This is a genomic window from Methylophilus flavus, from assembly GCF_042678905.1.
GTDB classification, from domain to species: domain Bacteria; phylum Pseudomonadota; class Gammaproteobacteria; order Burkholderiales; family Methylophilaceae; genus Methylophilus; species Methylophilus flavus.
In genome coordinates this window covers 1,217,007-1,240,043 of sequence record NZ_JBHTLN010000001.1, presented here as the reverse complement: position 1 = coordinate 1,240,043, position 23,037 = coordinate 1,217,007, and the positions used below count along the sequence as shown (strand labels likewise).

The window sequence follows — 23,037 nt, the reverse complement described above, 5'->3', positions numbered from 1 at the left end:
TCATCAACGTTAATAAAAATAGCAATTTTTACATTTTATTTTGTCTGTAGTTTTACACTAATTTTCTGTATTACAATCGCTTTGTAATCTGGAATATCTGGTCAAAGATATTTTTAGCGTAATTTTGAAAGCCTAGTTCAAGTTACTTCCCATAGCAAAATATAAACAGATTTTTTAATCTGCAGGAGAAGTGCATGTCGAATATCAAGGGAACTCTTAGTGCTGATACGTTAAATGGCACATTAGATGACGATGTCATCAATGGCTTATCGGGCAACGATACAATTAATGGTAGCGATGGCAATGATATCTTGGACGGTGGCAAAGGTGCTGATAGCCTTAGCGGTGGCGATGGTAACGATACTTACATCATTGATAGCTTAGCTGACATCATTAACGAGATTAGCTTGACGGATATCGATACTGTCAAAACATCATTGAATAACTACACGCTTGGGGTGAACCTGGAAAACTTGATTCTGACTGGGAGTGCTGTAATTGGAAATGGTAATGCCTTAAATAACCATCTTATTGGTACCACAGGTACGAATATATTAGACGGTGGGTTAGGAACAGACATCTTGGAAGGCGGTAAAGGTAATGACACTTACATATTGGATGATGATATCAGTGACGTCATTATTGAGGCCTTTAACTCTGGCATTGATACAGTAAAAACAACGTTTAGTTACAGCCTAAATCTGGTGGAAAACGTAGAGAACATTATTTTACAAGGTACTGGTAACATTAATGCTAGAGGTAATGCCTTAAATAATGTGATTACAGGAAATAGTGGCGATAATGAATTGAGCGGCGGGGTAGGTAATGACACGCTGTCTGGCGGTGACGGTGCGGATATTCTTGATGGTGGTTTGGGCGCTGATACGATGACCGGTGGCAATGGTAATGACACTTACACTATTGATGATGTAAAAGACCGAGTGACGGAAGCAAGTAGTACAGGCGGAATAGATACTGTAAAAGTGGCAATAATAGATAGTAGTGCAACCACATATTATCTAGGTAAAAATGTTGAGAACGCCATTTTAATTGACAACAACGACATATATAACCTGATTGGTAATAGCGGAAATAATGTGTTGACAGGTAATAGCCGCAGTTTAGGTAACTTTATAGACGGTGGCGCAGGCAATGACACGATTATTGGAGGCAATGGCAACAATAGCTATCTGTATGGAGGTTCCGGCGATGATACTATTGTTGGGGGTACTAATAATGACACTATTGAGGGCGCGGCTGGTAATGATACGTTAGATGGCGGTGCTGGCAAAAATATGGTGAGTTATGCGTATTCAACATCCGCTGTCACAGTCAATTTATCTGTTGTTGGAGAACAAAATACGATTGGTGCCGGCAAGGATGTTTTGACTAACTTTGATAATATTCTTGGCTCACAATTCAGTGACAAACTTACAGGGGATGCTGACGATAATTCAATACGAGGTTATTTTGGTAATGATTCTATATTCGGCGGTGATGGTAAAGATACTTTAAGAGGCGAGGCAGGCAATGACCAGCTTTTTGGAGAGCTTGGAGATGACACTCTGAATGGTGGTTTAGGTAATGACATCATTAACGGAGGTGATGGTAACGATACCGCTAGCTACAGCGAGTCTACAAAAGCCGTTAAGGTTGATTTGGCATTAACTACTTCTCAGAATACCGTGGGCGCTGGTATAGACACATTTGTTAGTATTGAAAATCTTATCGGCTCAAGTTTTGCAGATACCTTGCTTGGAAATAATGCTGACAATAGCTTGGATGGCCTGGGTGGTAATGACACGTTAAATGGATTGGGTGGCAACGATATATTGTTTGGTGGCGCAGGTATCGATGTGCTAAATGGTGGCGCAGGAGCAGATTCGTTAAATGGCGGTGCAGGAAAAGATGTGCTTACCGGTGGATTAGATAGCGACAATTTCATATTTTCTAGCGTTGCTGATGTGGGTAACGCTGCAACTGCAGACGAAATTACAGATTTTACTCAAACCCAATCAGACCTCATTGATTTATCTCTAATAGACGCAAACTCTCTAACGACGGGAGTCAATGACGCATTCACTTTTGTTGGAACGGCGGCATTTTCAGGTGGCGGTGCTGGAGGAGCCGGGCAGCTTAGATTCGATCTCGATACACATTCTATTTATGGTGATGTAAATGGCGATGGTATTTCTGATTTTCAAATCTCACTCATCGGAGTGAATAGCTTAACCGCGAGTGATTTTATACTCTAAGCTAATTATGCTGTGAGCACTATTGCTCTTGTTAATGCACTGCCAAAAAATAGCGGGTCCTTAGGGTTCGCTATTTTTATTTGTGCTTATCCAATCCGCTGATTGCGGCTTGCTGAAATTAAGCCACGCATCATTAGGCTAATAGTAGTTTCAGATAAACCCATGTTAACAAATGGAGTCTTACACAATAGAGAGCCAATAGGCTACGAACCAATAGAGTCGCTTGGCATAGTCGGGGTACAGGATGATATCGGCCCCATGATTACCAGTTTGCTGTCTGAAGATAACCGCTGGGTGAATGCGCAACGGATAGAGGCATCAGGCGGGATGTTGATTTAATAAGCGCATGAGTAAACAACAGGCATTCTTTTGCCTGTTGTTTACTCACCTTAATCCATTAGATTATTTGCTTTGCAGCTGGGTGAATTGCGTCTTGTAATCTTGCACCCACTGTTGAGCATGCAACCGTTGTTTGTCAGTTGTACTTGCATGCAGGCTGGCTGTTGTTTCACAGGTTTGTTGCGTGATTTTATCTATGTGAGCCTGGTAAGCCAGATTCGGGCTGTTTTGCATACGCTCAAAACCTGCGCGGACCAGTTGCGTTTTTTCTTCGTTTGACGCGGCAGGGTTTCGTAGTGCTTTTAAAATATTCAAAGCATCTTCGTCACGCCGTAGAATTTCAGAATAGATGGTAGCCGGATCCACATTATTCCTGGCAATGCTTTGTTTTAAGATGTTTATTTGTTTTTCGTTTAAATCCCCATATATTTTTTCAGCATACTCTTTGGATTTCTCCAGTCTCACCTCGCGCTGTTCTTCTGCTGTTTCCTGCCACCATTCCTCTTTCCATTCTGCATTGCGTTTTTCCAGCTTTTGCTGGAAATGCTGCAATTGTTTATCGCTCAGGGTAGCGCCTATGTCCACAATGATAGGGATGAATTTCGTTTGCAGTGCCTGCGCATTTGATTTGATGGATTCGATGCGCTGGCAGGCGGTTTCTGCACTCAACTCATGACCTAGATCGTTGTTTATATCATCCAGCAAGGCAACGTAACGCGGCAGCTCATTTTTACGGTGCCATGCATGCAACTCCTGTAGTGCGGGTTTGAGTTTGGCTTTTTGCGCGTCACTGAAATTGAAGTAATCATCCAGCCGCCATGCGATCAGCGCAGGCGCGTTGTTGTAAGCGGTTTTCACCACGCTACAACTGAGGATTGAAAAAGCGAGCGCCAGGATAAACAGGTTTTTGATTATTCGCATGACTGTACGACCACGGCTGCAATGCTAAGTTTGCGGAACAGTCACTTATCACTCATCTTTTCATTGTCTCTTACGGTAGAACTTCTCCCGGGACTGTATATTCCTGCAGGGTAAACAGGCCGGGATTCATCAGGCAGCGCGTGATGACTATCCGCCAGGTTCGTTTTAACGCTGATAGCCGGGAGGTGGCGGTGGAGGCGGGTAATAGGTTGACCTTACTGGAGGCGTGCCTATCGTACTTTGCGTTCTGGTGATTTGTGTTGAGCTGGTGCCCTGGGTATAGGTTTTTGCCATGCTGGCCGGTACCGGGATTTTATGCCCTGCCGCATACATGCATTGCAGGTAGGCGTTGTCATATTTTTGCTGGGCATTGTCGCCGCTGGTGGCGGCTGTGTCTGCTCCGATCGCTCCACCGGATAAGGCGCCGACGCCTGCACCTATGGCTGCCCCTTGACCCCCGCCAGCTGCGGCACCCAGTGCGGCGCCAATCACAGTGCCGACAGCGGTCGTTGCTGCCAGGCTTTGATTGTATTGCTGGTTAACGCTTTTAGAGCCGATCTGGCCCAGTGCAAAGTCGCGGCAGGATAAATCATCAGCCCTGAACAGGTTAAAGTCTTTGCCGGTGCCAGGCAGGGCCATATTGCTGGGCCCGCCAGGGGTGGTTGCACAGCCGGTTAAAGCCACTGCCAAACCAATGCACACGATACGGGTAGATGATTTCATCTTGTGATCCTATCTGCCAGAAGTGGCTGGCGGCGGGGTAGGGGTGACTTGTTTCCAGCCCGCAGCGCACTCTTTCACATAAGGGTAGTAGCTATCGGATTGCTCACAGTAATACCAGTAGCCTTGAGCGGCATTATTGCCGGCACTGGCTGTCGGTGATGTTGCCTGCGCTGGTGGCTGCGCTGAGACATCAGGCGTTGAGGTCACTCCACCTTGTTCAATATATACCTGTGGTTGTGGCGGTTGCGTCACGATGACTTGCGGCGGACTGTAAGCGTACGGGTAAGGATAGTAGGGGTACCCATATGAATAAGCAAACGGTGCCGGAGGTCCATAAAACGGAAACGGGCTGCCCACGTAAACGCCTACACTACCACGCCAGCCGCCGCGGTGACCGGGCGGGTGCGCTTGCGCCAGGTTGCTGATCAACATCAGGCTGATCAGCAAACCGCTTAATACACTATATTTCGTTTTCATCAGGTCTCTCCCAAAAGCACAGCTACCAAAGACTGCTGTTAGTGATTCAGACCTCAGAATAGTGAAATTTATTCGCGGAAAGGTGCAACGTTTTGTATCGGATTGTATCTATGTCAACACTTGAGACTAAGCAGCCTTTAGCTTCAGTTGTTGCCACTTGTTCCTGATTCATAAGATTTACATAAAAAACCCGTGTGGAAGCCTATCTTTTTTAGACTGCTTTTAGTAACTTGTCAGAGTGTGCAAGCGAAACGCTAGCTTCCGGAAAGTCCAATATGCAATCTCAAACACAATCAGTACAGCAAATTAATTTGGCCTATGACAGCCAGCAGGACCGGCTGTTATTAAAGGCAGCCGTCAACAATGAGCAGGAAGTCCGCGTATGGATCACTTACCGCGTCGCCCGGCAAATATTTTCTGTATTCAACCGTGAGGCACATCTGCCAGTGTCGTCTGCGCATTCAGCAAGCCTGTTGGACAACCTGCAATCTCCGGCAGCGGCTACCCGACAGTTTGAACAGGAAGCGGAAGCCGTACAGAATCTGGAAACACTGGATTTTGATACGGCTTACCAGCAACGTGCGGCTAGTAATCAACAGGAATTGCTGGCGATTGAAACACGTTTTGTGTCGATTAATGACCAGCTCAACAGCATGCAGATCGTGTGTGCTGGTGGCGCCAACGTGAATATGAGCCTGAGCAAAGAGCTGGTGTTGGCCATCAGCCGCATGCTGATGGTGGCCAGCAAAGATGCCGGCTGGGTTTTGCCGGCAGAAAAGGAACCAGAGGCGGTTTCCAGCATCGTAATGCAGGTGCCGACAGAAAAGCAGGTGTTACATTAATGGATGAAACGTATTTGGGAGACAGCGGCATTCGCGTCTCCAAAATTGCCCTGGGCACCATGACCTACGGCGACCAGAACACACAAGAGGATGCTGACAACCAGCTGGATTTCGCCCTGGCGCAAGGCATCAATTTTATCGATACCGCAGAAATGTACCCGGTGCCGCCCAAGGCAGAGACCGTCACCCGCACTGAAACCATCCTCGGCCACTGGATTAAAAAGCAGCCACGCGACAAGTTCGTACTGGCAAGCAAGATCGCCGGACCGCGGCGCGGTATGCAGTGGATACGTGGCGGGCCAAGCGGCCTGGATAAAGCCAATATCCGCCAGGCAGTGCATGACAGCCTGCAGCGCTTGCAAACCGATTACCTGGATGTGCTTTATCTGCACTGGCCGGAACGTAACGTGCCCATGTTCGGCCAATACCAGTTTGATCCTAAAGCCGAGCTGGATAGTGACGGCCAGCCGATTTCATGGGTGACCATACAGGCACAACTGCAAGCGCTGGATGAATTGATCAAAGAAGGCAAAGTCCGCACTATCGGACTGAGCAATGAGCAACCGTGGGGCTTGATGGAGTTCTTGCGCGTTGCGCGTGAGCAAGGCTTGCCACGCATTTCAGTCTTGCAAAACTGTTATAACCTGATGAATCGCGGCCTGGAGTTTGGCATGGCTGAAGTGCTGTACCGCGAACGCATCAGCCTGGCTGCGTATTCTCCACTCGCTTTTGGCCATCTCACCGGCAAGTACATTAAAAACCCGGATGCGCCAGGTCGGGTGACTTTGTTTACCGGCTATGCGCAGCGCTATAAAAAACCAGGCGTGCCCGCGGCCTCCGCTGCGTATGCTGAACTGGCGCAGGCGCATGGGCTTACGCCTGTGCAACTGGCACTGAGCTTTGTCTACCACCGCTGGTTTATGGGCAGCACCATTATCGGAGCGACCACCATGGCGCAGTTACAGGAAAATATCGCGGCGTACACAGTGCACTTAAGCGAAGAGGTGTTGAATGCGATTGAACAACTGCACCTGACCATGATGAACCCTGCGCCATAATGACAATCCTACTAAAGCGCTTAGTGGTAAAAAAGGGTAGTGCAAGATCAATAGTCGTACAAAGCAAACAGTGGTAATCGTACGAATTTAATAAACAGGCTTAAAGTAAACGAATATAAAGAATAAGGGATATACGTATGATGAAGATTTACGGACGCAGCCAGATCATGGTTGCTTTCATACTGGCGGGGGGCGCGCAGGCCGCGACAGGCAATGAAATGCAGGCGGCATTGCACACATGCCAGACAGAGTTTATCGATGATGCCAGTCGCCGCCTGGTGTGCTTTGATCAAGTAGCGGAGCAGTATGCCTCCAGCAAAACTGCTGCCACCCCTGTGCAGTCTGCCAAGCAGGAGAGCCTGGTAAAAAAGGTGGATGAAAAAACCACCTATCTGGCACGTAAATGGCACTTGAATCCACAGGATGAACTGCATTTCACTGACCTGGAAACACATCAATTGAATTACGTCGTAGGGACATATTCCACCAATCCAAATGATGTACCTACCTCACCTTCCAGGCCTAACACCCAGGACAGGGATTTGAGCAACAATGACCTGCATTTCCAGATCAGCCTGAAAACCCAGCTAGTGAATATGTCTGACTGGTTGCCTGAGAATAACTGGGTACATAGCGCCAGGCTTTGGGGGGCTTATACGCAGCAATCTTTCTGGCAAGTGACCGAAAAAGACCAGTCGCGCCCCATGCGAGACCACAACTACTCTCCTGAACTGATTTTGTCGTTAGGCCTCAATAAACCTGGTGAAACCAAACAGTGGGCAGTCATGCCCGACATGTTGAATCTGGGCGTAGTGCATGAGTCCAATGGGCGTTCACAGCCACTGTCACGCGGTTGGAACAGGATCTACCTGCAAGGCGGCTGGCAACTGAATGAGCGCTACAGCCTGTTGTTCAAGCCATGGTGGCGCATTCCGGAAAGTAAATCAGAAGACGACAACCCGGACATCAGCAAGTACATGGGCTACGGCGACGTGAGTTTGCGCTGGGATAATGAGGCGCAGAATACGGCGGCCAGCGTGACGCTGAGAAACAACTTGCGTAGTGATAACAAAGGCTACGTGAAGTTTGATGTGCACTACAAACCACTCAAGAGTGAAAGCGTGAAGTTTTACGCCATGCTCGCCAGTGGCTATGGTGTATCCCTGCTCGATTACAACCAGGCACAAACCATGTTCGGCATTGGCTTTGCGATTGGAGAGTAATCTCAAATCTCTGTAAAAAGTGTATTGGCAAAGTATGTGTCAGGGTAACATGTCGGCGTATGTTGCTATTTCATCCAATACTTCGCAGGTTTTTTGCGTCCGATCAATCCAGTAGTGTGTTGCTACTGCTATTCACCCTATTGGCGCTTGTCATTGCCAATAGCGGTTTTGCAGGGCAATACCATGCGTTTTGGCATAGTCACTGGATGGGCCTGAGCCTGGAAGAATGGGTGAATGATGGCCTAATGGCCATTTTCTTTTTGTTGATCGGCCTGGAGTTAAAGCGTGAGCTATATGCAGGCGAGCTATCAAGTCTCAATGATGCTTTACTGCCGACTGTTGCCGCCATCGGCGGCATGTTAACTCCGGCCCTGATCTTCTGGGCATTCAATCATGGCACTGCGTACCAACCAGGCATTGGTATCCCGATGGCGACGGACATCGCATTTGCCATTGGCGTACTTTCGGTATTGAGGTCTCGTGTACCCGTTGCTTTGAAAGTGTTCCTGGTGGCATTTGCAGTGATTGATGACCTTGGTGCGGCTATCGTGATCGCCGTGTTCTATACCTCCTCCATTTCACTCGTTTACCTGCTCGCTGCACTGGCAGTCATCGCCTGCTTACTGTTGTTGAACCGGTGGCAGGTGCGCTATATGCTGCCTTACATACTGGGTGGCGTGATGGTGTGGTGGTTAACACTGCAATCCGGCGTACATCCCACTGTCGCCGGCGTTGCGCTGGCGTTTACCATTCCTTTTGCAAGGGATGACCAGGATTCACTGTCGCATAAACTGGAACACGCCCTTTACTTGCCTGTGGCTTTCCTGATTTTGCCGATTTTTGCATTTGCCAATACCGGGTTGGCGATTGATATGCGCAGTTTGCAAGACATGTTCTCTCACAGCAATAGCCTAGGTATTATCGCTGGGTTACTCATAGGCAAACCTGTTGGTATTGCATTGGCAGCCTGGCTTGCAGTGAAAACTGGTGTATGCAAGTTGCCTTCTTCATTACGCTGGAGGCATGTGATCGGTGCAGGGATTCTCGGCGGCATAGGTTTTACCATGTCCATTTTTATCACCAATCTGGCCTTTGCCGGCCAACCAGCATTGATCCAGTTATCCAAAATGGCGATCCTGACCGGGTCACTATTTTCAGGTGTGTTCGGCTGGTGGTGGTTGCGGGCGACGCTACCAAATAAAGTGACTACGTGAAATCATGAGTCATTTTTAGGGATGCTGCGCAAGCTTTGTACAAGCCATCTACGTATAGTGATACCTAACGAGATGCATCAGGTGATGCGCTCTTAACCTTCCAGGAGAATGACTATGTGGACTAAACCAGCTGCTACTGAAATGCGTTTTGGCTTTGAAGTGACTATGTACGTCATGAATAAGTAATTCCAGCGTTAACTTGCATGAACAAACCCGACCTGGTGTCGGGTTTGTTGTTTCCAGAATCTCATTTCTTATAGATGGTTGAGATGTCCATGATCGCCCAATCCGATGGGTCTTGCGGCGACAATGGAAGCTGCCATCGCAAATAACCTGACCACTGAACTGTGCGGCGCATCCCAATACTCAGCGATATGCGGTACAAACTTCAACAATGCCAGGTTTGGTGAATCAGGGCCATCAGGAAACCACGGCTTCACAAATGGAGACCAAAGTTCCTCTTTACGAGCCTGATCTGTCACCAGCTCGCCATAACCAGACAGGGAAACATAAGTGCCATCAGGCTCGCCGCTAAATGCCACGTTCAATTCATCCAGATGCTGCGCTTTTTCGGAATGGCTGTCGGTAAAAAACCAGATATTGCCATCAGCATCCAGCTCTATCGGACCCATAGGCTGGCTGATTAAAGCACCTTTGTCATCGATAAATGTCAGCATGGCAATCCTGAAGTCTTCAATCAGCTCGCCAAGTTTGGTCAATTCTTCTGTGTTTTGTGTGTGAATTTTCATTCTTTTTCCTTTAAATAGATCAATACAAATGAGTTCGATAGTAACTCAGCAAAAATAGTGACTCAGCAAAGTTGATGGTTAGGTGGTAATCGATTTTTCAGCAGATTCGCCGGTGGCAACCAAGGTGAAATCCTCAATATTCAAATCAGGGTTTTCGGATTCGAATCGCTCTTTGCCGATCCGGTAGCTCTCTTCCATATCCTGGGCAATCACGCTGGATGTCCAAAATGGAACGTCTTGTTTAGGTTTGCTAGCGCTTACATAAAATAAAGCCATCAATATTCTCCTGTGATTGAAAAGCCTAGTCTCAAGAAATAGCTCTATTTCTGTACGACTACACCTTATCTATCAATAATCATAAATTTTCATTCTTAAACTTGCCGTAGGACATTCGTGGATAAAGCTGTCAGATAACATTTATTTTTGTGTCAGTGACAAGGAAATTTTGATTGTCACTTTATCCAGTTGAATATTCCTACAAAACATTCAGTCATAGCGCCCTAGAGGCCAGTGACGGCTTGCATGCAAAATGGAGGCTCCAATTCAGTATGCATCTGGATTAAATAATGCCAACGAAGGGAAATTTAAAATGATTGAAGCTCATGAAATTAAAGAAGATATGCCAGTAGTGACTGCACAAGCTGAAGAGTTCGCGGTGGTAGATCACACCACTGGCCCGGATACCATCAAGCTTAAGAAAGACGACTCTGGCATCCACCATTACATACCGGTTACCTGGGTGATTTCTACTGAAGGTGGTGTGGTAAAAATCAACCGCACGCTTGAACAGGTGAAAAAGGAATGGACTACGCAAGCTATGGAAAATGTTTAAGCTTTTTCCAGCAGCTTAAGTAACAAAAAAGCCCTGCAAGACAACAGGGCTTTTTTCTGCTTCATGATTTAGTGTACTTCTGCCGCAGCACGCGCTGCATCACGCAGATGTTTTACTTCATCATGGTTGCGTTTAGCGCCTTCCAGCTGGCGGGTCACTACCATACGCACATTGATAGGCAAGTCTTTTTCGGCCGCCTTGCGGTAGGCGTTCAGTGCCACATCTTCACCACGTTCGGTTTCATTCAGCACGGCAACTCTGTCATTGCTGGTGAGGGCAGTTTTTAAATCAATCCAGCGTCTGTGCAATGCACCACCGATGGTGCTGGACTCAGCCGGCTCACCACCTAATGAGCGCACCAGTCCTTGCAGTTCCTGTGCACTCGAAGCCACCTCCAGTGAGCGACGTAAGAAGAACGCCTTCAATTGCGGGTCATCCACATTTTCTGCCGAGTTGCGGAAGCCTGCTTCGCCATCTTTAGATGTCTCAATCAAATCATTCAATGTATCAATCACATCATCATTATCTGCCATGATCGTTTCTCCAAATCTAAGTCGTTATGTATAGAAACTTCAGTATGCCAATGGCAGTAAAGTCGCTGCATCGGAGAGAGTCGTAAATGATTGTAGGAATCGCTTTACCGGTGAATGCATGGTTAACAACCAACTTGTAACCTTCTGTTTTGTTTTCCTGTGAACCAGTTTTCAGATCCGATAGTAAAGAATGACCTTAGAGAAATATATGGATTGAAAGGGTTAGAAAAAACCGCATTGTGGGAATAAACCTTCAATCAAAACGTGTGTTTTCCTACAGGCAAATCAGACGCAGACTTGTAGTGACTTTTTGGCAAGTCTCCATAATAGCGATTAACAGCATTCCAGTTTGATCTTCTTTGTTGTCTTCTCTAGCTTAATCAGATCTTTATTCCTGATTTGAAATTGACTGGAAGACTTGCTGGCAAGCAAAAATCTTTCAATAGTAGTTAGGAGTACATCATGAACCTTATCCGATTATTTGATTACGTGACGCCGAAAGCCACGGAGAAAAAAGCCAAAGCTGAAAAGCCGGGCGTAACGCAGTTACTCTTATTCTATGTGCTGCCTTTATCGCTTATCCCGTGCGTCATGATGTATCTCAGATTGCATCATAATTATCCAAGACAGTTTATGGATACCTTGCCGGGTAACCGTTTACTGATGATTTGTGCGGAATTATTTGTACTGCAGGTTGCAGTTATTCTGGCGATGGCCTGGATCACCCAGAACCTGGCTGAAATGGTAGACAAAAAACCCAGCTTCCGTGACTCATTATTGATCATTGCCATTGCCACTACGCCGCTTTGGTTAACTTCGGTGTTTTATGTGGTGCCCAGCCTGAGCTTTAACGTCGTTGTGCACGGCATCGCTATCCTGGCATCGATTGGACTCGTTTACCGTGGCGTGAAATATATATTCTCCATCCGTGAACGTGGCGCAATTTCTACCTTGACGCTGGCGATTGTATGTACCGCAGGCTTAGGCTTTGCCGTGGTGATGATTGGTTCGCTGATCTCATGGGAAGCGATCGAGCAAATGCAGTTTGCGATCAAAAAGTCCTGATCACTCGTTTTATTAAGCTAGTTTTTATTTAAATAGTTACACAGCATCTGCCACCCGACCAATGTGGGGTGGCAGATTTTTTTGTCATTAACACAGAAATAATAGAAATAATAAAGCCAGGTCTCAAATTCATGAGCCTAGCTTTTAATAATGCCGTTGAATAGTGACTAGGCTTAGCAATTAACTGATCAAATGATGATCCAGCGCATAGTGAATCAATGAAGCATTGTTATTCATATTCATTTTCTTGAGTATCTTGGAACGGAACACGCTGACCGAGCCAGGTGCTATCGATAGCTCTTCCGCCACCGAGTTGACTGGCTGGCCTTTGATCAGTTTGAAAAACACCTGCAGCTCGCGCAATGACAAACGCTCATGCAGCATAGGATGGTCTCTTTCATCCAGTTTCTCGTGGGTAGATACCAGGTAGGATTGGCCGCGCGCAACCGATTTAATCGCCGGGATGACTTGCGCGCTGTCGGCGGTATAGGACAAATAGCCCCTACAACCAAGCCGGGTGAAGTTCGCCATGCGGTCCACCTGGTCACTGCCATTGATGATCAGGATAGGCAGTGACGGGTAGGCCTGTTTCAAATCGCAGAACGTCTCCAGGCCATTTTTCTCCGGTGATGACACGTCCAGGATCACCACGTCGAATTTCTGCGCACGGATTTTCGCAATCGCCTCGCCTGCATCACTGACCTCTTCTACCAGGTGCATGGCACTATCGGCATTGATCAAATCCTTCAAGGCATTGTGACTTAATTCATTTCCGTACAGCAATAATATATTTTTCATCTCTTGTTCATCTCCAATAATGTGAAGGAGAGTCAGCAAAACTTCTCAAACTAGAATTCTGTATGAATGGCTGGACTGCCTTTAAAACTTTTAAATGGCTCAGGTGCGAGCCTTCAATCGCTGCTGTAACAGGCACAGCATGCTCTGTTCAGCCGCACTTAATTCGGTTTCGTTATAGTCTGCTTCCTGTACCGGTTGCCGGAACTCGGTGCCAGCCAGGTAGCATTCGAGTATCCACGGATGCACATAACTGTTGCGGCAGATGGCAGGCGTGTTACCCAACTTAGAGGCGGCCACACATATGGCCGCCACGATATTCTTCTTTGCTTCTGTGACGCTGGTATATGGCTCCAGTTCACTGAGCGCCATCAGGGTATGCAAACTGCCAAACCAGGTACGAAAATCCTTGGCAGTGAAATCACCATTGGTGATCTGCTGCAAATATTCATTTACCTCTGCCGAGCCGATGGCATGCCGCTCACCTTCTGCATCCACATACTGGAACAGCGTCTGTCCGGGCAACTCCCGCATATTGCGTATCAGGCGCGCCAGGCGCCGGTCACGCAGGCTCAGGCTGTGCTCCACACCACTTTTACCGCGGAAATGGAACTGTATCTCACTGCCTTGTATCTCTACATGACGGTTACGCAAAGTGGTTAACCCAAACGATTTATTGCTTTTGGCATATTCGTCATTGCCTATGCGTATCAAGGTGTTCTCCAGCAGGTAGATCAGCATGGCCAACACTTTTTCCTTGCCCAGGCCCGGAGATGCCAGATCGCGTGCAATATGGGCACGTATGCCTGGCAATTGCAGGCCGAATTCAATCATATGCTCGTACTTCTTAGCTTCGCGCTGCTTGCGCCATTCTGCATGGTAAAGGTATTGCTTACGGCCTTTGGCATCACGGCCGGTGGCTTGCAGATGCCCGTTGGCCCGTGTGCAGATCCATACCGTTTGCCAAGCGGGAGGTATGCGCAGGGCCACAATACGGTTGATGTCTTTTTCCTCTTTCAATACCTCGCCACGCTGGTCCAGATACCTGAATTTTCCCCGGTAAGCCTGGCGGCTGTAGCCGGGCGTGTCATCCTGGATGTAACGTAACTTCTCTAAAGCATGTCCATTTTCTGCAGCCACTTGCACACCCGTTTAATTTAACAATTCAGACATCATCACCATGCGCTATATAAATCGATCGCCACCTGATGTCATTCAGCGTGGCGACAGTCCTCAAGCATTATTTCGTGGCCGTTTTTTTGCTGCTTTTCACATTCCAGATCACATTGCCGACATCATCTGCCACCAGCAGGTGACCACGTTTATCCACCAGTACACCAACCGGGCGGCCTTGCGCTTCGCCATCCACATTGAGGAATTCTGTCAGCACGTCTATCGGTTTGCCTGCCGGTTTACCACTTTCAAACGGCACAAAGATCACTTTATAGCCGCTGTAAGGGATACGGTTCCAGGAGCCATGCTGTCCGATAAACATGCCATTCTTGAACTGATCCGGCAGGTTGTTACCTTTGGCCGGTGTTAATCCCAGAGAAGCGGTGTGCGAGCCCAGCGCATAATCCGGTTTGATTGCCTTGGCGACCAGGTCAGGATTTTGTGGCTTGATACGGGTATCTACGTGCTGGCCGTAATAGCTGTAAGGCCAGCCATAAAAGCCCCCTTGTGACACCGAGGTCATATAATCAGGTACCAGGTCACTGCCTATCTCGTCGCGCTCATTCACCACTACCCACAGTGCGCCACTGTCGGGTTCCCATGCCATGCCGTTAGGGTTACGCAAACCTGATGCAAAGATATTATGTTGGCCGGAAGCCGCGTCCACTTCCCAGATCGCTGCGCGCTCTTTTTCAGTCTCCATGCCGTTTTCACCGACGTTGCTGTTGGAGCCAACAGTGACATAAATCTTGCTGCCATCTTTGTTAGGCAGGATGTTTTTGGTCCAGTGATGGTTACGTTCTGCAGGCAGGTCGGTCACTTTCACGCCTGGCGCGGTGATTTTTGTCTGGCCTTCCTGATACGGGAATTTAACCAGGGCATCGGCATTGGCCACATAGAAAGTGTCACCTACCAGTGCCATGCCAAAAGGGGAGTTCAGGTTTTCAAGAAACACTTGCTTGATGTCAGCCACACCGTCGCCATCGGTATCACGCAACAAGGTGATGCGGTTAAAACTCTCTGCGCCTGCTCCGCCATTTTTCATGAAGATACCGGCAATTAAGCCTTTCAGGTCGAAACCCTCTTTTTTCTCATGATGGTTGGTTTCTGCCACCAGGATATCGCCATTCGGCAGTTCATACAGCCAGCGCGGGTGTTGCAGGTCGCTGGCAAACGCTACTACATTGGTGCCGGGTGCCGAGGTCGGTTTTTTGCCTTCAGGCCAGCCGACCGCTTTCGCCACATGCACGGTTGGAATCAAGCCAGTCTGGTACGAAGATAGATCAGGCTCGGGGCCAAAGCCAGCCGCTTCCGGCAATTTAGCAGGTTGCGAGCAACCGCTCAGTGCCAGCATTAATAGTGAACTGCTGATCAATAATTGTGGTGGTGTGGTTTGCATGATGTTGACTCCTAGCGGTAATGGGTGCATTCGCCTTAACGGCGCACGGCAAGAATTTGATGAATACCGGTCACGCCTTGTTCAAACTGGATGGCGCAAGCGGTCATATAAAGACGCCAGATGCGAAAAGTACGCTCGCCGACCAGCTGGGTGACTTGCTGATGCTGTTGTTCCAGTTTCGCTATCCAGCGGCGCAATGTCAACGCATGGTGCCTTCGCAAACCTTCAACATTGAATATTTCCAGTCTGCCCGACTGCATTTCCTGCCTGATGTGCGACAGCGTGGTTAAATCACCATCAGGGAAAACTTGCCGGTTGATAAATGCAGTAGATATTTCATGCTGGCGGCCAGGGCTTTCTAATGTGACTTCATGGTCAAGAAACAGGCCGCCCGGTTTGAGCACCGAATAAACCTTGGCAAGATAAGACGCCAAATGCTGTTCACCAACCTGACTCCTTATACCTATGCTGAATACTTTGTCGTAACGTGCGTCATCGGGTAAGTCATTGTAGTGACATAGCGCAACGGTCACCATTTTCTCCAGTCCCTGCCTTTTCACTTCAGCGAGGGCATAGGCATATTGTTCCGGGCTCTGGGTAATGCTATGGACGAACACACCATAATGCCTGGCTGCCCAGCAAGCCAGTCCGCCCCAGTTACCCCCAATATCCAGCACCGAATCACCATGCTGCAAATGCAGTTTCAGGCAAATAAGGTCTAGCTGATTGTGTTGTGCCTGTGCCAGATCCTGTGCGGCATCGCCAAAGTAAGCGCAGGAATGCATCATTTTGTCATCCAGCCACATGCGGTAAAAGTCGCCGGGTAAATTGTAATCAAGGATAACGGATGGTGCGGTTGAGGAGTGAACAGGTTGTGCGGGCTGGGCAGATTCTGCGGCTGGCTCGGTCTGGCTATCAGCCAGCGTCAGCGCGCGAAATACCAGGCCCAACTTCTCATGCAGGGGTAGGGAAACAGATTCAAAGTAATAGTGCAGCTGCATGGCGGCACTGAAATCCCCCAAAATTTCTACCTCACCCGCAAAATAAGCTTCTGCCAGACGGGTAGGGTCACTGAACAACACCATGTCTCTTAATACAGATGCATTCTCCAGGCAAAAAGTAAAGGCAGGGGTGTCTTTGCCAATGTAGAGCATGCTGCCATTCCACAAACGTACGGCGAAAGAACCTGAGTAGTTCTGAAATAAACGGTTAAGGATAAAACGTGATTTGGTGTTATCGCCATTGTCATTGAGTACCTGTGTTGAATCCGCAAGCGCGGTGTGTGTATCAAACACTTCCGGCTGCCATGCTTGCTCAAATCGCAAGGCGTGATTCAGATTGCTGCTCATGTGACGATCTCCAGCTGACTTGATTTGCGAATAATGCTGATCACTATGTATCGGGTCTGGCAGTTGGCTTTTTTATCAGCGTATGTGCAGAATAAAAATTTCAGGATCAGGAGCTGAAAGCCGACTCATCACGCCAAATAAATAAATAGTGATGTATGGGTTGTGAGTGTAGAAATATGACGACTTGACCAACATAGGTCCGCCACTGATTGTGATGTCAGACAGGTCTGACAATGGTTTATTGATTGCCTGGCGCGCGAGATATGGATGAGAAAAAATCCTGGAATTCATCATTGATGAAATAGATTTTTGTGCTGTCCGTGCATTGAAATGGGCCCATTCCTACACACAAATCAGTTTTTGCCTATGCCTGTTTTTTCAGCCTGCCCATAGTATTCAGGCTAGATACCAGGTTCTCAACAACAAAGGAGCAGTTGTCATGCGTAAATTAATTCTGATGATACTTGTAGTGATGCCAATGCTTGGCACAGCCTGGGCGGCAGATAAGCCCGTTAAAAAGCCTGCTGCAAAACCCCCCGTTAATAATGCAGTACCACCCTGTGATAACTCCCCAAACTCCAAAAAACCTTCATGTGACATGGATTCAGATAGCGTGAATGTGCCACCAAAAATGCCGCATGAGCGCGGTGTGATTGTGCCACCTGAAGTACCAGCTGAAGGTTTGCCAAATCGCGAGAAAGATATTCCTCAGCCTAAAGAGCCTATGCAGCCTACCTCGTTTGAAAATAATCTGCAGAACTAAGACGTCATCATTTAAAAGAGATGGCTTGAAAAGCCAGGGGTCACAGCCTGGCTTTTCATTTAGATAGATGCATTAAGTAAAAGAGTTTGCTGGTGAGCAATTCTGCTCACCAGTTGTAAGGAGAACTTGTATGGAAGCAGCAAAAGAAAAACTTAATCCACCCCAGCATCAGGAAGAGCAGCCGGGTTCGGAAGAAGAGATGACGCCAACGCCCATTTATATCGATGCTGAATATAATGCCGGCGGTAAATTAAAGGATAAGGTGGCCATTATCACCGGTGGCGATAGCGGCATTGGCCGTGCAGTGGCTGTGCACTTTGCCGCAGAGGGCGCTCACGTAGCGATCGTGTATCTTGAAGAACATGAGGATGCGCACAAGACCAAAGCGCTGGTGGAGTCTTACGGCAGCAAATGTTTATTACTGCCAGGCGATATCTCGGATGAGTCGTTTTGCCAACAATCCGTGCTGAATACCTTAAAGCAGTTCGGAAAACTGGACATTGTCATTAACAATGCCGCCCAGCAGTTTCCGCAAAAAAGCATCCTGGATATTACGCAAAGACAGTTGGAACATACGTTCAGGAATAATATTTTCTCCATGTTTTACCTGGTCAAGGCTGCCTTACCGCATTTGCCAAAAAAAAGTCACATTATTAACACCACCTCAGTCACCGCCTATCGCGGCAGTCCCGAGTTGCTGGATTATTCATCTACCAAAGGCGCGGTGGTTTCATTCACCCGCTCGTTAGCCAAACAATTGGTTGAGGATGAGATTTATGTGAACGCAGTGGCGCCAGGCCCGGTATGGACGCCTTTGATCCCTTCCACTTTCGATGAGAAAAAGGTCAGCGAATTTGGTAACCAGGTGCCGATGAAGCGCCCCGGACAACCAAGTGAAATTGCGCCCGCCTATGTGTTTCTGGCCTGCCAGGATTCTTCTTATATGACAGGCCAGGTGCTGCATGCGAATGGTGGTGAAGTGGTGAATGGCTAGAAAATCCAGAGCCAGATTCTTTGAGTTAAATTTGGAACACTTAGCATTAGTTTGTCTGACAACAGAATACGTCATTGGATGATAACCGCGGGTGTTTTGGTCACCTAAGATGGCTCAGGGTTATATTTAAAACAAAGGATTCAGGCCTTTTTTAACCCTCTGGCCGAATCTTATTACATATAGGAGATATATCATGGCAAATCCACAAGACAACCAAGTTGGTCAGGACCAAAAGAATCAAGGTCAGCAAAACCAGACCCAGCAGGGTCAGGCGCAACAAGGCCAGGATCAGAAGCATCAAGGCCAGCAAGACCAACGTGGTCAAAATCAGGGCCAACCAGGCCAAGACCAGAAAAACCAGGGTCAACAAAATCAGGGCCAGCCTGGCCAGGATCAAAAAAACCAGGGTCAGCATAATCAGAGTCAGCAAGGCCAAAACCAACAAGGCCAGGGCCAGTCCAAGCAGGGTCAGCAGGAGCAGGGTATTGATGCAGGCACTGAGCAGATTGATCCTGCACAAAAGCAGCAGTCCAATGTGGATAAAGATCAGGCGCCTGGCAGCCAGCCTTTATCTGGTGGTAAACAGCAAGGCGAAGGCAATAACAGGAACTGATGCTTGTATTTGCTAGTTATAAAAAAACTTGGATTGCTCCAGGTTTTTTTGTATCCGGGCCTTGAATGAGCAGCAGGCGTGTTTGTTGCACGTAATCTGCCCAGAATTTTGATTACTTGCATCCTATAAAGATGATTGGTGTTAAAGATGAAAGTAATCCGCGAAAGGTTGGAAATTCTGACAGCATATTAGGCGCTTTCACGATAAAGCCAAGTCCTAAACACTTTTATCATGGACTCACGTTACTTCATTTTCTAAACGAAACATTTCAGGTCATTCAGGTAACGGTTTGGCCTAATAATATTCCGAAGGAGATTTAACAATGGCAAATTTACAAAACAACAAAAATCAGCAACAGGACAAATCTGGCGCTAAAGTCAGCAAAGACCAGCAGCAGCAACATGCGCAGGGCAGCAAGCAACAAGCGCCCGGCAGCCAGCAAGGCAAATCTCAGCAACCTGGTAGCAAACAACACGGTTAACTAGCTGAGGATGAAAAACCTGGAGAAATCCGGGTTTTTTTGCGTCTTAAATCCTATCTGTCCGGTGGGATTCAATGCCTTTTTCATTGTGCCTTGTACGAATCGTCCTACAGGAGATTCCGCCTTTGTTACATGGGCGAGCCTTTTTCTTTTATTCATAATCAATTTGCAAACAATGCTTTGATTGGCATTAAGCATGAAGCAATAAAAGAACACTTCATTTACCAAGGAGAACAACGATGAATACAAAACTAGGTCTAGGCATGTTGGTGCTGATCACAGGGTTAACCGCCTGTAATAAAAATGAATCCGGTTCAGGCGAAGCTGCATCAGCAGGTGCCAGTGGCCCAGCGATTAAATTCGTTAAGACACAGGATGGCTCAGCACTGGATATCAAGCCTGAGTTGTTTGATACACCAGCCGCCAAGGAGTTTTTAGCCACCGGCAAAAACCCTTATGTTGGTAAAGACGATGCGATCAAAGCCGGTAAAAAAATCTTCCAGTTATATTCCTGCACCCAGTGCCATGGTCCTGAAGCCGGCGGCCAGGTCGGTCCTGCATTGACTGGCCCTAACTATAACTATGCCAAGGACGCGACTAACAAAGGCATGTTCGAGACCGTGTGGAACGGTACAAACGGCGGTATGGGCGCCAAGGGTAAAGGCCTGATGGATCCTTCTGACCCTAACAATGGTATTTCACCGGATGAGTTACTGAAAGTGATTGCTTGGGTACGTAGCCATGGCAGTCTGACCGGTAATGAAGACAGCTAAATTAAGCGTCTCACTAAAATGAAAAGACCACCTTTCGCGGTGGTCTTTTTTATCCTACAGCACATTCGTGGGCCTGCTTACATACAACAAAAGCTTGCATAAGTAGTATGAGTATCACTGCCCCTGCAAGGGCAATTCAAATAATTATGAGGAGAATACGATGAATAAATTACTCACAGTTTTACTTGCCAGTGTGTTTATGAGTGCTACCACTGCTGTTATTGCGGCAGATGCTACGGGCGGTGATGTGCCACCGGCGCACCAGCAGAAAAAAGAAGTGCCTAATAGCACTAAAAACGGCGATTACCTGCAAGATCAGCCGGACAACAACGGTAGCAATGCCAACCAGGGATCTGGTAACAAACAGTCCAAGCCAGGCAACCTTGAAAAAAGCAAACGTTTCCAGGAAAAGCCTGCTGAAGGCGGTACTGGCGTGAACCAGCAGAACAAGTAAGCTGCTGTAGATATACTGCCTTGCGATGTTCATACCGGATTTCAATCAGGTAAGGATATATGCAAGGCTTTTCTATTTCTGATGACTGATTTTTAGCGGGAGCAAAATCATGACCGAGCAAAACCTTAAATTGTTGATGCAACTGTGCAAGCAATGCGCGGATGCCTGTGAAAATTGCGCCATTGCTTGTGAGAGCGAGGCCGACCCCATGATGAGAACCTGCATTGAGCATGATATGGACTGTGCAGATTTTTGCCGCTTGACCGCTTCATTTGTTGCGCGTGGCAGTGATTTTGTAGAACTGGTGTGCCAGGATTGTGCCGAAATCTGTACTGCGTGTGCAGAGGAGTGTGAAAAACATGCTTCTATCCACTGCCGTCAATGTGCCGAGGCCTGTAGACTGTGTGCAGTAGAGTGCCTGAAGGTGGGCGTTGCGGCGTACGCTTAAATTCCCTTATCCTGAATAAGAATAGACAGGCTTTAAACAAGCCTGTCTATTTTATTGCGCATAAGAGTCTTATGATTGCGCCATTTTTTGGCTGAATTTAAGGATGGTAAACTCCGCCGGTCTGATGCATGCCATGCCAATTTCTATCAGCATCCGCCCCTCTAAGATATCTAGCGCTGTCATGGTTTTTCCTAACCCGATCGCCACATAAAACGCGTGTTCAGGTTTAGCGCCTTGCAGTGCGCCTGCACGCCATTGCAATATTAGAAAGTTCTCAATCATTGCCTGAAGTTTAGTCCAGGTATTGGCGTCATTGGCTTCAAATACAAACGCCTGAATACCTTGCCTGATTGAGGCTTCTATAAATTTAAAAAATCTGTGCACGCTGATGTAACGCCATTCATTGTCATTGCCTGCCAGTGTTCTCGCGCCCCATACCAATGTGCCTTTACCAGTGAATGTACGAATAGCATTAACAGATTTGCCTGCGATTGCATCGATATTCAAACCATCCTGCACTGCATCAGGGATATCAACGATGGGTTTAGCCTGATAGAGTGAGATATTAGCCGGGGCTTTCCACACGCCACGATTATTGTCTACCTGCGCATACACTCCAGCTATTGCGCCACTGGGCGGGATTGTATTCAATGCCAGGGTGGCTTGGTCTACCCAATCTTTAAACAGATCAAATTGTGCATAAAGTGCCTGATACAGTGCTTGCAATGACAGCGTTGCATGGCGCCTGGACGTTTCCTTGTATGTAACCTTACTCTTTTTAAGCCCTACGGCAGGTTGTTCTGCCAATCGTATCTGAGCGATAAGGGCGAGCGTATTTGCATCGCTGGTTAAGCTTTCCGGTGTGATGACGGTCGCATCTGCCTGGCGCTGCAGGGTGATATTGCCAAACCGGATTTCCCTGGTAAAAGCAGTGACTAACCAGGGACCATAGACCGCACCATGTTTAAGATTTTCATTGCCGATGCCATTTCTGAAATCATCCACTGCAAGATCAAAGTCTGTTTCAGTGACATGATGGTGTAAATCACAGATGGTCATTCGATTGTGCACATGTGCACATTGCGCTAATGCGGCGTCGTAGAGTGCTACGCCATGATTGTTTGTAGCAACCGCTTCCGGCATCACAATGATGGTTGGCTCGGTCAGCTTTTCGATAGCGTTCAGCCCTTGTGCCAAACTGTCTGAAGAAATCTCGCTGCTATAGTCACCGACTGCCACAATCATGCAACGTCCACCGCCGTTAGCGAAGAATAAACGCAGGCTGTCATACAGGTAAAACGTATGATCGATTTTGGCCTCAACCACCTTGTTTTGATTGTTTAAGCAAAGGGTGACTTTTTCGGCCGGCGCACCACCAAACAAACGCTCATATTCAAGCAATGAGGAAACGCCAGTCGCCACTTGCAACAACGAGGCGCCATCGCGCTCGGCTTTTTCGGTATAGCCAATGAAGGCGGTGATCGCTGTTTCAACGGCCGCAATTGAAGGTGGAAATTTGGCAGTTTCTTCTACATATACACCGGGCGTTTTATGGGTAGCCATA

At 47.6% G+C, this 23,037-nt stretch carries 27 protein-coding genes; 16 read left to right on the top strand and 11 right to left on the bottom strand.

Features of this window, described 5'->3' with window-relative positions; genetic code table 11:
- Positions 1-194 precede the first annotated feature (194 nt).
- A complete protein-coding gene (locus tag ACFQ2T_RS06065) occupies positions 195-2,255 on the top strand; it encodes a hypothetical protein (RefSeq protein ID WP_379031881.1) in 2,061 nt (686 codons plus the stop codon).
- Between the two features lie 162 nt (positions 2,256-2,417).
- Positions 2,418-2,594 (top strand): hypothetical protein, encoded by a 177-nt coding sequence (locus ACFQ2T_RS06060; protein WP_379031879.1) that lies wholly within the window; start codon positions 2,418-2,420, stop codon positions 2,592-2,594.
- 63 nt (positions 2,595-2,657) lie between these two features.
- Here ACFQ2T_RS06060 and ACFQ2T_RS06055 read toward each other — a convergent pair whose 3' ends face one another.
- The 3 genes from ACFQ2T_RS06055 to ACFQ2T_RS06045 all read right to left on the bottom strand — a co-directional run bounded on the left by ACFQ2T_RS06055 (position 2,658) and on the right by ACFQ2T_RS06045 (position 4,715).
- The gene (locus ACFQ2T_RS06055) at positions 2,658-3,515 is read right to left on the bottom strand and encodes a DUF6279 family lipoprotein (RefSeq protein WP_379031877.1); all 858 of its coding nucleotides are present in this window, start codon (positions 3,513-3,515) and stop codon (positions 2,658-2,660) included.
- 165 nt (positions 3,516-3,680) lie between these two features.
- Positions 3,681-4,238 (bottom strand): YMGG-like glycine zipper-containing protein, encoded by a 558-nt coding sequence (locus tag ACFQ2T_RS06050; RefSeq protein WP_379031875.1) that lies wholly within the window; start codon positions 4,236-4,238, stop codon positions 3,681-3,683.
- Positions 4,239-4,247: 9 nt separating this feature from the next.
- Positions 4,248-4,715, bottom strand: a complete 468-nt coding sequence (locus tag ACFQ2T_RS06045) for a hypothetical protein (protein ID WP_379031873.1) — start codon at positions 4,713-4,715, stop codon at positions 4,248-4,250.
- A gap of 275 nt (positions 4,716-4,990) precedes the next feature.
- Here ACFQ2T_RS06045 and ACFQ2T_RS06040 point away from each other — a divergent pair, with 275 nt between their 5' ends.
- The 5 genes from ACFQ2T_RS06040 to pqqA all read left to right on the top strand — a co-directional run bounded on the left by ACFQ2T_RS06040 (position 4,991) and on the right by pqqA (position 9,238).
- Entirely contained in the window at positions 4,991-5,557 is a 567-nt protein-coding gene (locus ACFQ2T_RS06040; RefSeq protein WP_379031871.1) for a hypothetical protein, read from the top strand.
- Positions 5,557-6,615 (top strand): aldo/keto reductase, encoded by a 1,059-nt coding sequence (locus ACFQ2T_RS06035; protein WP_379031869.1) that lies wholly within the window; start codon positions 5,557-5,559, stop codon positions 6,613-6,615. The genes ACFQ2T_RS06040 and ACFQ2T_RS06035 overlap by 1 nt, the downstream gene beginning before the upstream one ends.
- A gap of 137 nt (positions 6,616-6,752) precedes the next feature.
- Positions 6,753-7,838 carry a phospholipase A gene (locus ACFQ2T_RS06030; RefSeq protein WP_379031867.1) on the top strand — a complete coding sequence of 362 codons (1,086 nt, stop codon included), beginning with the start codon at positions 6,753-6,755 and terminating at the stop codon, positions 7,836-7,838.
- Positions 7,839-7,897: 59 nt separating this feature from the next.
- Complete coding sequence (gene nhaA / locus ACFQ2T_RS06025) at positions 7,898-9,052, top strand: Na+/H+ antiporter NhaA (RefSeq protein WP_379031864.1); 1,155 nt, start codon at positions 7,898-7,900, stop codon at positions 9,050-9,052.
- 114 nt (positions 9,053-9,166) lie between these two features.
- The gene (gene pqqA, locus ACFQ2T_RS06020) at positions 9,167-9,238 is read left to right on the top strand and encodes a pyrroloquinoline quinone precursor peptide PqqA (RefSeq protein WP_081624291.1); all 72 of its coding nucleotides are present in this window, start codon (positions 9,167-9,169) and stop codon (positions 9,236-9,238) included.
- Positions 9,239-9,306: 68 nt separating this feature from the next.
- Here pqqA and ACFQ2T_RS06015 read toward each other — a convergent pair whose 3' ends face one another.
- Positions 9,307-9,801, bottom strand: a complete 495-nt coding sequence (locus ACFQ2T_RS06015; RefSeq protein ID WP_379031862.1) for a pyridoxamine 5'-phosphate oxidase family protein — start codon at positions 9,799-9,801, stop codon at positions 9,307-9,309.
- A gap of 78 nt (positions 9,802-9,879) precedes the next feature.
- Entirely contained in the window at positions 9,880-10,077 is a 198-nt protein-coding gene (locus ACFQ2T_RS06010) for a hypothetical protein (RefSeq protein ID WP_055826504.1), read from the bottom strand.
- A gap of 313 nt (positions 10,078-10,390) precedes the next feature.
- Between ACFQ2T_RS06010 and ACFQ2T_RS06005 the strand changes: the two genes are divergently transcribed.
- Positions 10,391-10,633, top strand: a complete 243-nt coding sequence (locus tag ACFQ2T_RS06005; protein WP_379031859.1) for a DUF2171 domain-containing protein — start codon at positions 10,391-10,393, stop codon at positions 10,631-10,633.
- Between the two features lie 68 nt (positions 10,634-10,701).
- On the opposite strand, the gene ACFQ2T_RS06000 is transcribed toward ACFQ2T_RS06005, so the two are convergent.
- Entirely contained in the window at positions 10,702-11,166 is a 465-nt protein-coding gene (locus ACFQ2T_RS06000) for a PA2169 family four-helix-bundle protein (protein ID WP_379031856.1), read from the bottom strand.
- Between the two features lie 462 nt (positions 11,167-11,628).
- Between ACFQ2T_RS06000 and ACFQ2T_RS05995 the strand changes: the two genes are divergently transcribed.
- A complete protein-coding gene (locus tag ACFQ2T_RS05995) occupies positions 11,629-12,231 on the top strand; it encodes a Yip1 family protein (RefSeq protein WP_379031853.1) in 603 nt (200 codons plus the stop codon).
- 180 nt (positions 12,232-12,411) lie between these two features.
- Here ACFQ2T_RS05995 and ACFQ2T_RS05990 read toward each other — a convergent pair whose 3' ends face one another.
- From ACFQ2T_RS05990 to ACFQ2T_RS05975, 4 genes are all read right to left on the bottom strand, one after another.
- Positions 12,412-13,029: a response regulator gene (locus tag ACFQ2T_RS05990; protein ID WP_379031850.1), complete on the bottom strand. Its 618-nt coding sequence runs from the start codon at positions 13,027-13,029 to the stop codon at positions 12,412-12,414.
- A gap of 99 nt (positions 13,030-13,128) precedes the next feature.
- On the bottom strand, positions 13,129-14,166 hold the full coding sequence (locus ACFQ2T_RS05985) for a DNA topoisomerase IB (RefSeq protein ID WP_379031847.1): 1,038 nt from the start codon (positions 14,164-14,166) through the stop codon (positions 13,129-13,131).
- A gap of 100 nt (positions 14,167-14,266) precedes the next feature.
- The gene (locus ACFQ2T_RS05980; protein WP_379031844.1) at positions 14,267-15,598 is read right to left on the bottom strand and encodes a PQQ-dependent sugar dehydrogenase; all 1,332 of its coding nucleotides are present in this window, start codon (positions 15,596-15,598) and stop codon (positions 14,267-14,269) included.
- Between the two features lie 35 nt (positions 15,599-15,633).
- Positions 15,634-16,947, bottom strand: coding sequence for a class I SAM-dependent methyltransferase (locus tag ACFQ2T_RS05975; RefSeq protein WP_379031841.1), 1,314 nt, complete (start codon positions 16,945-16,947; stop codon positions 15,634-15,636).
- 439 nt (positions 16,948-17,386) lie between these two features.
- On the opposite strand from ACFQ2T_RS05975, the gene ACFQ2T_RS05970 reads away from it, so the two are divergent.
- The 7 genes from ACFQ2T_RS05970 to ACFQ2T_RS05940 all read left to right on the top strand — a co-directional run bounded on the left by ACFQ2T_RS05970 (position 17,387) and on the right by ACFQ2T_RS05940 (position 21,473).
- On the top strand, positions 17,387-17,710 hold the full coding sequence (locus ACFQ2T_RS05970) for a hypothetical protein (protein WP_379031838.1): 324 nt from the start codon (positions 17,387-17,389) through the stop codon (positions 17,708-17,710).
- A gap of 130 nt (positions 17,711-17,840) precedes the next feature.
- Positions 17,841-18,704, top strand: a complete 864-nt coding sequence (locus ACFQ2T_RS05965) for an SDR family oxidoreductase (RefSeq protein WP_379031835.1) — start codon at positions 17,841-17,843, stop codon at positions 18,702-18,704.
- 193 nt (positions 18,705-18,897) lie between these two features.
- The gene (locus ACFQ2T_RS05960) at positions 18,898-19,317 is read left to right on the top strand and encodes a hypothetical protein (protein ID WP_379031832.1); all 420 of its coding nucleotides are present in this window, start codon (positions 18,898-18,900) and stop codon (positions 19,315-19,317) included.
- Between the two features lie 322 nt (positions 19,318-19,639).
- On the top strand, positions 19,640-19,798 hold the full coding sequence (locus tag ACFQ2T_RS05955; protein ID WP_379031829.1) for a hypothetical protein: 159 nt from the start codon (positions 19,640-19,642) through the stop codon (positions 19,796-19,798).
- Between the two features lie 239 nt (positions 19,799-20,037).
- Positions 20,038-20,571: a c-type cytochrome gene (locus tag ACFQ2T_RS05950; RefSeq protein WP_379031826.1), complete on the top strand. Its 534-nt coding sequence runs from the start codon at positions 20,038-20,040 to the stop codon at positions 20,569-20,571.
- Between the two features lie 160 nt (positions 20,572-20,731).
- Positions 20,732-21,025, top strand: a complete 294-nt coding sequence (locus ACFQ2T_RS05945; protein WP_379031824.1) for a hypothetical protein — start codon at positions 20,732-20,734, stop codon at positions 21,023-21,025.
- 109 nt (positions 21,026-21,134) lie between these two features.
- Positions 21,135-21,473: a four-helix bundle copper-binding protein gene (locus ACFQ2T_RS05940; RefSeq protein WP_379031821.1), complete on the top strand. Its 339-nt coding sequence runs from the start codon at positions 21,135-21,137 to the stop codon at positions 21,471-21,473.
- A gap of 69 nt (positions 21,474-21,542) precedes the next feature.
- Here the strand turns inward: ACFQ2T_RS05940 and ACFQ2T_RS05935 are convergent, their stop codons facing one another.
- Entirely contained in the window at positions 21,543-23,036 is a 1,494-nt protein-coding gene (locus tag ACFQ2T_RS05935; RefSeq protein WP_379031818.1) for a phage tail sheath family protein, read from the bottom strand.
- Position 23,037: the final 1 nt, after the last annotated feature.